We start from the raw sequence: 11,791 nt of genomic DNA, 5'->3' as shown, positions 1-11,791 counted from the left end.
TCAGAAGTGAAACCTAATAGCGGCGATGGTAGTGTGGGAGGTCCCATGTGAGAGTAGCACACTGCCAGACTCCTATTGAAGAAAAGCCCGTTACGAAAGTAACGGGCTTTTTGCTTTTCTACATTCTCATTTTTATTTAAGCTTCTAGGTATAACAAGTTAGCGTTAAGTTCTGTAAAAATTGGAATTTATTCATTTTCCTTAAGTCGTAAAGTATAGTTTTTGACTTTATTTTTAAGGTTAAGCAATGATGCAAACTTTAACAATTGATGAAATTAATAGACGTGCAGATAAAGTAATCACTAACTATTACCAGAGCTGAGCAATATCAAATGTTCAGCACACGTTAGTTAAACCCAGCTTAAATTCCGCAGAGTTGAACTACCTAAATCAAATGTTTAAACAATCGGCTAGTCAATAATATCTTTTAAAGCGCATTCAATTTTGTCGAATTTAAAATTGAAGCCGGAATTGATTAATTTATCTGGGTAAATGTTTTGGCTATCTAGTAATAAACTAGATGATTCACCCATTAACATTTTTAATATACACGCAGGAACGGTAAAAATCGCTGGTCTGTTAACGTTATAAGCCAGCGCTTTAGTAAACTTTAAATTGTTAATTGCATTTGGAGTTGCCATGTTGACCGGACCTGACAGGCTAGGTGTTTCTATGATGTGATGTATAGCTCGTATCATATCTTTCATGTGTATCCATGACATCATTTGTTCACCAGTTGAAATAGGGCCTCCTAAGCCAAACTTAAATGGCATTAGCATTTTAGCCAACGCACCACCATCTTTTTCTAAAACGACGCTTGTTCTTATTAATACTACTCGGCATTGATTCGTCACTGCAGATGCGATTGTTTCCCATGTTTTGCATAGGTTTGCGGCGAAGTCATCAGCTTGACAATCATGCTCTTCATTTACAGGCTCTAAGCCTGTATTTCCGTATATACCAATTGCAGAGCCACTGATTAATAGTTGAGGCTTTTCTTCAGAGCTGTTGATAAATTCAACGAGTTGTTTCGTTGTATCCCACCGGCTATTTTCTATTGTGGCTTTTTGCTCAGCAGTCCAACGTTTATCTGCAATTGGTTCACCAGCTAGGTTGATAATGATATCGAAGCCGTATTCGCCAGATAGTGAGTTAATGTAACGAACATTAGATGAGGTAGATGACTTGTTTTGTCTTGTTAGAATTGCAATTTTTGCACTTGGATAGTGCTCTGAAAGATAGGGAATAAGGTAGCGACCGATAAAACCAGTGCCACCTGTGATTAATATGTTCATTTATTTTGCTAACCTAGCTTGTTGATTAATAAAGCATAGATCAGTACGAGGTATTAAACTAGTTAGATCCTTCTTGAATAAGTTCAATACTGTAACCATCGGGGTCTTTGATAAAAGCAATTACTGTTGTTCCACCTTTAACCGGACCCGGTTCTCGGCTAATAACACAACCTTTGTCTTTTAATAATTGGCAGGTTGTATAAATATCATCTACGCCAATTGCTATATGTCCATAAGCTTGGCCGTGATCATAACTATCAATACCCCAATTATAAGTTAATTCAAGTACAGTTGATGACTCGATACTGTCATAGCCAAGGAATGATAAAGTATATTTGTACTCTTCATTCTCACTGCGTTTAAGTTCTTTCATGCCTAAAATATTAGTGTAAAAACTAATAGAGCGGTCTAAATCACCAACTCTTAACATAGTGTGCATTAATCTCATCATTGAACCTTTAGAATGAATGACTGTAATTGAATAGTTGTGTAGCTTATTTATTGGTAATCGAGTGATTACCTTTTCTTTTTTGCTTGTTCTTTTAGAACTTCATTAATAAAGCTTTTACGACCATACTCACGTGTGATGATACATTTATCTAAGGAAAAACCCCTCGCAGGGCAGTACTCTCTTCCGTAGTAGATGATCTGTAGGTGTAGGCCATTCCACCTGTCTTTTGGAAATAAGCGCTTTGCATCTTTTTCTGTTTGTTCAACACTTTTTCCATTTGATAAGCCCCAGCGATACATTAACCGGTGAATATGTGTATCAACAGGAAAAGCGGGTACACCAAAAGCTTGTGCCATCACCACTGATGCCGTTTTATGACCAACGCCCGGCATCGCTTCTAATGCAGCAAAATCTTGCGGTACTTCACCATTGTGTTGTTTGATGATCATATCTGATAAATGCCAAATCCCTTTTGATTTCATTGGAGATAAACCACATGGCTTAATAATGGCCTTTATTTCATCAATTGTAAGTAGCACCATATCAAAAGGGTTATCCGCTCGAGCAAATAATTTTGGTGTAATTTGATTAACTCTTTCATCTGTACATTGGGCAGAGAGTAAAACTGCAATGAGCAATGTATAGGGATCTTTATGATCGAGTGGGATCGGTAATTCTGGGTATAAATCATCAAGGATATTGATGATTGCCGATACTTTTTCTTTTTTAGTAATGGTTTTTTCCATGCTAAATACTCAACACTGTTTTAGAACTTGTAATCACTTAAATTAATAAAGAGAAGTGATTAACTAGAGATATTATCAGCGGTGACTCTGACTCGTTCTGCTTTTTGTGTTTTTTGCTCACCAACGACTAACTTTTCAATACGCTTGTTCAACATATTTTTAACGGCAATGATCAAGCCCATTAAGATAAATGCACCTGGTGGCAATATTGCAGCCAGAAAAGATTCATCCGCTCTGAATATCTCGACAGTCCATGTTTGCGCTATTGGGCCTAAAAGCAAGTCTGCGCCTGCAAGCAGCGTCCCTGAACCTAATATTTCGCGTATGGCACCCAATATGACTAATACAAATAAGAAACCAAGCCCCATCATCAAACCATCTATTGCAGATAATTTAATATTATTTTTAGATGCAAAAGCTTCTGCACGACCAATAATGGCGCAATTGGTGACTATAAGTGGAATAAAGATACCTAATGTCTGATACAGTTCATATGTATAGGCATTCATTAAGAGTTGGATAATGGTAACCAATGATGCAATGATCATCACAAACACTGGAATGCGAATTTCACTTGGAACCCAGTTTCTGACAATCGAAACGGTGATATTTGAGCTTATCATTACAAATAAGGTTGCTATACCTAACCCCAAACCGTTAATAGTTGTATTAGTAACGGCGAGAAGAGGGCATAAGCCTAACATTTGTACCAATGCAGGATTGTTTTTCCAAAGCCCTTGCCAGCTTAGCTCTTGAATAGGTGTCATATTATTTCTCGCAGTTGCTGGTTAAATCGAACAAATTACCTTGTTCTTGCTGATGCCATAAAATGGTGCGCTTTAGTCCTTTGACAATAGCTCTAGGTGTAATCGTTGCACCTGTGAATTGATCAAACATACCGCCATCTTTTCTGACTGCCCAGCGAGAATCATCTTCACCATTTACTTCATTGTCATTGAATTTGGTGATCCAATCTGAGCGTTTAATTTCAATTTTATCCCCAAGGCCTGGGGTTTCTTGATGGAAGGTAGTACGCGTACCTAATACTTTAGAGTTGATATCAAGTGCCAGAATTAAATCCATTCGGCCGTTATAGCCGTCGAGTACGATGACCTCAGTTGCTATCGCCACAGGTATACCGTCTTTTCTTGCTCTAAAAACCTTGATTGCTTTACCATTTTCATCAGAAGTGATGACGCAATCGTTAGCTAAATCATTGTTGTAGCTTTCCCTATCAATAATTTCATCAAGTACTTTAATTTGCGCTAATGCTTGTTGCTCTGCAATTTTAGGAGCGGTAAAGATGTGCACCAATGTTACTAATGCCGTTGAAGCTAATGCAAAGGCGGCTAATACCAAGCTTGATTTTTTTACTTGCTTTATCATTTGTTCACCTCTGTATGGCCGTAAACTCTCGGTTGAGTGTAATAGTCAATCAATGGAACACACATATTTGCCAGTAAAACAGCAAAAGCAACGGCATCAGGGTAGCCACCCCAAGTTCTGATGGCGAATACAAAAAAGCCAACCAGCGCGCCATATACTAAGCGACCTTTGTTAGTTGTCGATGCAGATACAGGATCAGTAAGAATAAAAAATGCGGCTAACATAGTCGCACCAGAGGTTAGGTGTATCCAAACAGGTGCTACAGTATCTGTGCTTACACCTTGTGCTAATAGGCAAAAGAAGGTCAAACTGGCTATGAAAGACACAGGGATTTGCCATTTTATAAATTTAGTTTTTAGTAAATATAAGCCACCTAGCAAATAGGCAATATTGACCTGCATCCAACCGATACCAGAGCCATTATCAAATAGGTTGCCTGCTAATATTTCATCACTGGTATAGCCTGCAGTGATGCCCGTCTTAACCGCATCTAAAGGTGTGGCCATAGTAAATCCGTCAATATCTGCAATAAGTTGACTAACGGAATAACCTTGAGTCGTGTAACCGGTGAAAATGGTATACAAAGTATCGGTTATCGAAAGGTCATACTGGATCAAGCTGGCGGCCGGCAACCAAGATGTCATGGATAATGGGAAAGAGATAAGTAATACAACATAACCTGCCATTGCCGGATTGAAAATGTTTTGTCCTAAACCACCAAAGGCATGTTTTACCAGTGCTATTGCGAAAATGGTACCAATTGTTGCAACCCACCAAGGTGCAAGTGGTGGTAAGCAAATGGCTAATAGCAGCGCAGATAATACCGCTGAGTTATCATCTAGGTAATGCTTAATAGGGCGGTTTCGCAGTTTAAGACAAATGGCTTCTGTCAGGACTGCGACTAGACAACAAAGTAGTATTTGAATGAGCACACCCATGCCAAAATAATAAACTTGGGTGGCGATGCCAGGAATACAGGCAATACCCACTTGCAACATTACATTGCCTGTTTTGTTGTTTTTGCGTGTATGTGGAGAGCTAGCTAGTTTAAAACTCATTATTGGCCTTGTTCTCTTTTCGCTTTTGCTTTAGCAATTGCGGCTTTAATACGTACTTTCTGTTCACTGTCGTGGTCGTTTTCTTCGACACTAGCAGCTTCATTTGTTTGTTGTTCTGCTTGCTGCCTTCTCGCTTTTGCTCTTTCTATAGCAGCGCGGGCTTTCGCTTTATTATCAGAGCTAATATCTACATGCTCATGAGTTGCTTGCGTTGCATTATTCATTTCAGCATTATCATCAGACTGTTGACGACGAGCTTTCGCTTTAGCTATTGCCGCTTGTGCTTTCGCCTTAGTGTCACTTGCGGAAGATGCAGCTTGTAGCGATTTATCGTTATTTTCTTCTAATTTTGGTTCACTTGCGTTAGCTTCATCATGCTCTGTCTGAATTTGCTGCGCCTCTTTTGCTAAGGGTTTTGCTTTGGCGCGCTCAATAGCCGCTTTTGCAACTGACTTCGTATCTGCTTTAGTATCTGATTGAGCGTCAGTTGTATTTTGTGCACCTGTAGTATTCGCATCAGCTTCGGTATTTTCAGCTTGGGCCTGTGCATTTTGTTTGGCTAAGCGTTTTGCTTTGGCGCGCTCAATAGCCGCTTGTGCAACTGATTTAGTATCTGGTTGAGCATCAGTTGTATTTTGTGCACCTGTAGTATTCGCATCAGCTTCGGTATTTTCAGCTTGAGTCTGTGCAGCTTGCTTGGCTAAACGTTTTGCTTTGGCGCGCTCAATAGCCGCTTTTGCAACTGACTTCGTATCTGCTTTAGTATCTGATTGAGCGTCAGTTGTATTTTGTGCACCTGTAATATTCGCATCAGCTTCGGTGTTTTCAGCTTGTGCCTGAGCAGCTTGTTTGGCTAAGCGTTTTGCTTTGGCGCGCTCGATAGCAGCTTGCGCTTTAGACTTGTTGTCGCTTGCGTTTTCATTATCGTTAGTATTCGAAAATTCTTCGCTTGTTTTCGTTTCGCCCTGTTTTGCAAGGCGTTTAGCCTTGGCAAGTTCAATGGCTTGCTCTGCTTTAGATTTTACCGTGCTTTGAGCACTATCTGTGTTGTTCTCAGTTTGCTCAGCTTTTTTAGCTTGGACTCTAGCAAGTGCCGCTGCTACTTTATCTTGCGCACTTGGGTCACTTTGCATTGCTTTTTTGCGATTCTCAGCTGCTTTTTTGTGTTTAGCTAGCCGTGCTTCTTTTTCTTTTTCAAGACGTTCTGCTCTTGCTTCAAATCGCTTCTTTGCCTGTTCCGCTTTTTCTTGCTCGACTTCAGCTTGGCGTATTTCTGCTTTTGCTTGTCGATAGTATTGAACCAGAGGAATATCGCTTGGGCATACAAATGCACAGGCTCCACATTCAATACAATCAAATAGGTTTAAATCCTGTGCTTTGTCATATTCTTTGGCTGAACTGTGCCAATAAAGTTGCTGTGGCAGTAAAGATGCAGGGCACGCATCAGCACAATCACTACAGCGTATACATGCTTTTTCTGGAGGTGCTGGCGGCAGTTCTTGTTGAGTTGGTGCAATAATACAGTTGGTACTTTTAGTCACAGGTACCTGAGCTGAGTGAAGATTAAAGCCCATCATTGGGCCACCCATTACCAGCTTTTGTGCATTGATATCTTCTGGATGATAACCGGCCGTATTCAAGAGGTGTTCAACGGGAGTTCCAATACGAGCCCATACATTTTGTGGCTTATCGAGGTTTTCTCCCGTGATCGTTACTATTCGTTCAATGAGTGGTTCACCCGTGTATATTGCTTTGTAAATCGCATAGCAAGTACCTACGTTTTGCGAAACAATACCTAAAGCAGCAGGTGGGCTGCCTTTTGGTACTTGTTTACCTGTTAGGACTTGAATAAGTTGCTTTTCTCCACCAGCTGGATATTTGGTTGGGATCTTTCTTACAATAAACTGCTGTTTGTCTTTACATGCTTCATCGAGCGCTGCTATTGCTTCTGGTTTATTATCCTCAATGGCAATCACTACCAGCTTTGGCTCTAGCAAGTGAGCAAGCACTTCGATACCGTGTACTATCTCATCTGCATAGTTTCGCATTAACATATCATCGGCAGTGATATAAGGCTCACACTCCACACCATTGATAAGCAAATATTCAATATCTTGTGCTTGTTGTTTTACGTGAGTAGGGAAACCTGCACCACCTAAGCCTGTTATCCCTGCCTCTTGCAAGGCTTTGATGATGCTTTCTTTAGATTGAGTATGAAAGTGTGATTGCGGTTGTAATTCGATACTTTCATCTAGACCATCAGATTTGATAGTTACTGTTTTTTCAGGGATACCAGAGGCGTGAGATGAAACATGTTCGCCAATTTCAATGATTTCACCTGACGTTGGTGCATGAACTGGCACGGCCATATTATGGTTAGAAAAGGTTAAAGCTTGGCCTTTTTTTACTTTGTCACCGACTTTAACTCTTAATTCACTGTACACACCTATGTGTTGCTTCAATGGCACATAGTAGTAATCGGTTAGCGGCAATGTATCAACTGAATCTGTGATTGACATTGACTTGCGCTCTGGTGGATGAACGCCACCGGGAAAGTCCCACAGAACACCTGATTTAATTTTTTCTAGTAATGAGTGAGCCACTTTAACTTCCTAGTGAACTTGCTTAACAGGTATGGCGTCTAGTTGCCATTTCCAGCTTTGTGTCGTTTGCGCTAAAGGTAGCATGTCAATGCAATCCACAGGGCAGGGGTCTACACATAAATCACATCCAGTACACTCATCCGTAATGACTGTGTGCATCGCTTTAGATGCGCCAACAATGGCATCTACTGGACAAGCCTGAATGCATTTAGTGCACCCAATGCACTCATCTTCTCGGATGTAAGCGACTTTTTTGACTTCCTCTGCGACATCATCACTTTCAGTACCTGCAAGTGGGGTATATTCTCTACCCGTTAGATCCGCTATCTTGTGAATAGTATTATCACCACCTGGTGGACATTTATTGATGTCGTCTCCATCTGCAATGGCTTGAGCATAAGGTTTACAACCTGGATACCCACATTGACCACACTGAGTTTGAGGTAATATCTCATCTATTTGATCGACAAGCGGATCGGCATCAACCTTATATTTTATAGCCGCGTAGCCCAAAATAGAGCCAAAAATAAGCGCTAATACGCCTAATACGATAAGTGCACTAATTAGGGTCATGACAATTTAATTAATCCTGTAAAGCCCATAAATGCGAGTGACATTAAACCTGCGGTTACCATTGCAATAGCAGTGCCTTGAAATGATTTCGGAATGTCAGCGGCAGCGAGTCGCTCTCGAATAGCGGCAAATAAAATTAATACTAACGAAAAGCCGATTGCAGCACCGAAACCATAAATAATTGACTCGATGGCATTGTGTTGTTCGTTAACATTCAATAGGGCTACACCCAAAACAGCGCAGTTAGTGGTTATGAGTGGTAGGAAAATACCGAGTAAACGATAAAGTGTTGGTTGGGTTTTATGTAGTAACATCTCTGTAAATTGTACAACCACTGCTATCACTAGAATAAAAGACAGAGTTCGTAGAAATGTAAGATCCAGCGGTTGTAGTATGTAGTTATTAATTAAATAACTGGTAAATGAAGCGAGTGTTAATACAAATGTAGTCGCCAGCGACATGCCGACAGCCGTCTCAACACGACCCGAAACCCCCATAAAAGGGCAGAGGCCGAGAAATTTTACTAAGACGAAATTGTTTACTAATACTGTGGCCAGTAAAAGCAGGATATATTCAGTCATAAGGGTTAAATGCAGTGGCGATATAATCAGATCAAATAATCCGCTATTATCCTTTTTTATGAAGTATTTAACAACTTATGTAGGGTAGGGATTTACTGCATTTTATCGCCAAAAAAGAAAAACCTGCCGAGGGCAGGTTTTCGTTTTATTAAAATTCGACGGGTTTGCCGATAAAGTAACCTTGTGTGCCATCAACAAAGAGTTGTTCAAGCGCGTGTTTCTCTTCTTGCGTCTCAACACTTTCCGCGATGACATTAACCCCTAAACGGTGAGCGAGGTCGACGATAACTCGTAAGAAATATTGATTATTCTTATCTTCATCAACGCCTCGGCTATAGCTACCATCCATTTTGATAAAGTCAGGTTTTAAGTCTCTGAAGAACTTAAATGATGTCATCCCCATACCAAAGCGCTCTACGGTAACACGAGCACCCGTTCTGTGAACCATATCGAGGAAGCGCTTAGAGGCAGACATGTTTTGCTGCATACCAAACTCAGTTACTTCGAATACAATTTTAGAGGCAATTGCTGGGTCACGTAGTAATCTGCGTTCAAGCCAAATAGCAAATTGCTCGTCATGCGCAGATTTGGAAGTAATGTTGATACCAAAATACTGGCTTTGTAAGCCACGCTCTTGGATTAGGTTCATCGTTTGCTCAACAATGAGTTTATCAACAAAGATGATCTTATCCATTTTTTCTGCCATCGCGATAAATGAAGCGGTTGGTAAAACCTGATCATCTTCATTAGTAAAGCGGGCCAGTACTTCTGAATAAACTTTTGAATTTTTGTTGGTCGGTTGAATCGGCTGATAATAGAGCACTACTTTTTTGTTATCGATCACTTGCTCGATAACTTCACGCCAGTTTTGGTTACCGTATTTTGCACTGACATTCTCAAGTACTGATATATCAGTTTGAATATGCCACGCATTGGCGTATTTCGTTTGAGCAATACAAACCGCAGTGTCTGTTAATGCTAATAGCTCACCGAGTGGACGCCCTGCTTCATAGGCGACTAAACCTGTGTAAGCAATAGAGTCTGTTTCAATGTTTTGTTGCAGTTCGCCTAAGCGACCTTGCAAGTTAATGGCAAAGTTTTCAGCTTCTTTGGCAGTTACGCTTGGTAGAAGTACCGCAAAATCAGAGCCATTTAAACGATAAACTTCAGCATTTTGGTAAGTGTTAACCACGCGTTGAATTGTATTGGCAAGCTCTGTGATATATTCATCACCGGCGCTGTAACCTCTATTTTGGTTGATTGCGTTTAACTCAGTGGCACGTGTAACCGCAAGTGTACCGAAATCTAAGTTATCAATATTTTGTAGCCTTTCTTCAAAGTACTCGACAAAACTGATTCTATTTTTAAGTCCCGTTAACTCATCTCTGGTTGCGTTAACTTTATAACTATCCGCAGTAGCTCTGGTGACTGAAAGTTTCTTTTCGAAATTACTTTGTAACTGCTCCAAAGACTCTGTTAAAGGAAGAAACTCTTCAGGCAAGCTTTGAATGACGGCATCACTATCTTCTTCCTTACTTAAATTATTAAGCATATTGGAGATGTTAGCGACAGAACGTCTAACAATGTGTTGAATAAGTTGCCTGATAGATATACTCAGTAAGATAAGTACGACTAGGGTGATCAGAAGAGAAGAGTAGAAAGTGCTATCAAATAAATTGAGCTCTTGTTTGAATCGCAATTGATAAGTAATGGCTAATTCGTGTTTTTTACTACGTACCATTTTTTCTTCAGGTAAGTAGGATAGGTTACTTAGCAGGGTATGCCCTAACGAGCTTGATGCACCATCATCTTGATAACTATACAAAGAGGCACCTTGACCATCTTTTATCGTAAGTTGCGAATAATCAAAAGAGGCCTTTAAGTTTTTTGCCAAGACTTTGGCATCAACAATTTGGTAGCTGTCTATGATGCGTTTTAATATTTGGCTATGTTGATTTTGTTTTTCATTAATGTGATCTGAAACGATCAAACAAAAAGTAAACATAAATGAGAAAACTAATATCAGGAAAGTGATCAGGTTTCGGACTAATAAGCGTCTAAAGATACTCATTCCCTAGGTACTCCGTTTAAGTTCATCCACTATTATAGGAACTGGATAGATATTATTATTGTTGTGAATGCGAGGTTTTACTTCAGTTATCTGTTTTTAAAGTTCGATAACTTAACTTAGCGTTGAGATAAAGATAATTTTTTTTAAAGATTTTGTCTAGTTAAAGCAGTTAATAAGAGTGAATTACAAGTTGTTGCTTTGTAAAGGTATTGAAAGTATGAAATAGAGTAGGAGGCAAGTATGAAAAACTTGGCTCCCCCTCCCCGACTCGAACGGGGGACCTGCGGATTAACAGTCCGTCGCTCTAACCAACTGAGCTAAGGGGGAACATCGTTTTTTTCGTTGTGCGATTTGGCTCCCCCTCCCCGACTCGAACGGGGGACCTGCGGATTAACAGTCCGTCGCTCTAACCAACTGAGCTAAGGGGGAACATCGTTTTTTTCGTTGTGCGACTTGGCTCCCCCTCCCCGACTCGAACGGGGGACCTGCGGATTAACAGTCCGTCGCTCTAACCAACTGAGCTAAGGGGGAACATCGTTTTTTTCGTTGTGCGATTTGGCTCCCCCTCCCCGACTCGAACGGGGGACCTGCGGATTAACAGTCCGTCGCTCTAACCAACTGAGCTAAGGGGGAAGCTTGTCGCGTCAACGGGGGCGCATATTAATGATGTCGGCTAAACCTGTCAACAAAGTTTTTAAGATATTTTTAATGTTTTTGACTGTTCGCTTGAAAAATGTACTTCTTGTATGGGAAAGATTCTGTTTTTGTTAGCTTTTTAGCCTTTTAGGCATTTTTGCAAGGATTTGATTTGAAATTAATTTTGGCTAATATCGACTTCATCTTATTCAGCTTTTAATTTGGGTATAAAAATCATAAAGAGTAGGGGACATTATTTAATTAAAAGCGCTTTATAAGTGAATCATCACTCTTAAATATATCTACAGAAAAAAGTATGGCTGTAATCGAGCCTACTATTAATAAATAGCTACAAAGCTCACCTCTCTATAATTGTCGTTACTTTTATCAAG

Annotated in this window: 10 protein-coding genes and 4 tRNA genes; all 14 read right to left on the bottom strand. The window is 40.2% G+C overall.

The genetic code is table 11. The features are described 5' to 3' along the window. Window positions 1–409 precede the first annotated feature (409 nt). On the bottom strand, window positions 410–1,294 hold the full coding sequence (locus HR060_RS16565; protein ID WP_174201401.1) for a TIGR01777 family oxidoreductase: 885 nt from the start codon (window positions 1,292–1,294) through the stop codon (window positions 410–412). 58 nt (window positions 1,295–1,352) lie between these two features. Then, window positions 1,353–1,742, bottom strand: coding sequence for a lactoylglutathione lyase (gloA, locus tag HR060_RS16560; RefSeq protein WP_217434960.1), 390 nt, complete (start codon window positions 1,740–1,742; stop codon window positions 1,353–1,355). A 68-nt stretch (window positions 1,743–1,810) separates the two neighbouring features. After that, window positions 1,811–2,491, bottom strand: coding sequence for an endonuclease III domain-containing protein (locus tag HR060_RS16555; RefSeq protein ID WP_174201399.1), 681 nt, complete (start codon window positions 2,489–2,491; stop codon window positions 1,811–1,813). A 59-nt stretch (window positions 2,492–2,550) separates the two neighbouring features. Then, complete coding sequence (locus tag HR060_RS16550; protein ID WP_174201398.1) at window positions 2,551–3,258, bottom strand: electron transport complex subunit E; 708 nt, start codon at window positions 3,256–3,258, stop codon at window positions 2,551–2,553. A gap of 1 nt (window position 3,259) precedes the next feature. Continuing rightward, the gene (rsxG, locus tag HR060_RS16545; protein WP_174201397.1) at window positions 3,260–3,877 is read right to left on the bottom strand and encodes an electron transport complex subunit RsxG; all 618 of its coding nucleotides are present in this window, start codon (window positions 3,875–3,877) and stop codon (window positions 3,260–3,262) included. Further along, window positions 3,874–4,935, bottom strand: a complete 1,062-nt coding sequence (rsxD, locus tag HR060_RS16540; RefSeq protein ID WP_174201396.1) for an electron transport complex subunit RsxD — start codon at window positions 4,933–4,935, stop codon at window positions 3,874–3,876. Before rsxD ends, rsxG begins: the two co-directional genes overlap by 4 nt. Further along, window positions 4,935–7,538, bottom strand: coding sequence for an electron transport complex subunit RsxC (rsxC, locus tag HR060_RS16535; protein ID WP_174201395.1), 2,604 nt, complete (start codon window positions 7,536–7,538; stop codon window positions 4,935–4,937). The genes rsxD and rsxC overlap by 1 nt, the downstream gene beginning before the upstream one ends. Before the next feature lie 9 nt (window positions 7,539–7,547). Beyond that, window positions 7,548–8,111 carry an electron transport complex subunit RsxB gene (gene rsxB, locus HR060_RS16530; RefSeq protein ID WP_174201394.1) on the bottom strand — a complete coding sequence of 188 codons (564 nt, stop codon included), beginning with the start codon at window positions 8,109–8,111 and terminating at the stop codon, window positions 7,548–7,550. Next, a complete protein-coding gene (gene rsxA / locus HR060_RS16525) occupies window positions 8,108–8,692 on the bottom strand; it encodes an electron transport complex subunit RsxA (protein ID WP_174201393.1) in 585 nt (194 codons plus the stop codon). The genes rsxB and rsxA overlap by 4 nt, the downstream gene beginning before the upstream one ends. A gap of 148 nt (window positions 8,693–8,840) precedes the next feature. Further along, a complete protein-coding gene (locus tag HR060_RS16520) occupies window positions 8,841–10,763 on the bottom strand; it encodes an EAL domain-containing protein (protein WP_174201392.1) in 1,923 nt (640 codons plus the stop codon). A 250-nt stretch (window positions 10,764–11,013) separates the two neighbouring features. Further along, window positions 11,014–11,090 (bottom strand) — tRNA-Asn (locus tag HR060_RS16515). 25 nt (window positions 11,091–11,115) lie between these two features. After that, window positions 11,116–11,192, bottom strand: a tRNA-Asn gene (locus HR060_RS16510). 25 nt (window positions 11,193–11,217) lie between these two features. Further along, window positions 11,218–11,294: transfer RNA gene (locus tag HR060_RS16505), tRNA-Asn, on the bottom strand. A 25-nt stretch (window positions 11,295–11,319) separates the two neighbouring features. Then, a tRNA-Asn gene (locus tag HR060_RS16500) sits at window positions 11,320–11,396 on the bottom strand. Between the last annotated feature and the right edge of the window lie 395 nt (window positions 11,397–11,791).

Source organism: Marinifaba aquimaris (genome assembly GCF_013328345.1).
GTDB lineage: Bacteria > Pseudomonadota > Gammaproteobacteria > Enterobacterales > Alteromonadaceae > Marinifaba > Marinifaba aquimaris.
Note: the sequence above shows the minus strand (reverse complement) of the source record. Positions and strands in the feature narration are given on the sequence as shown.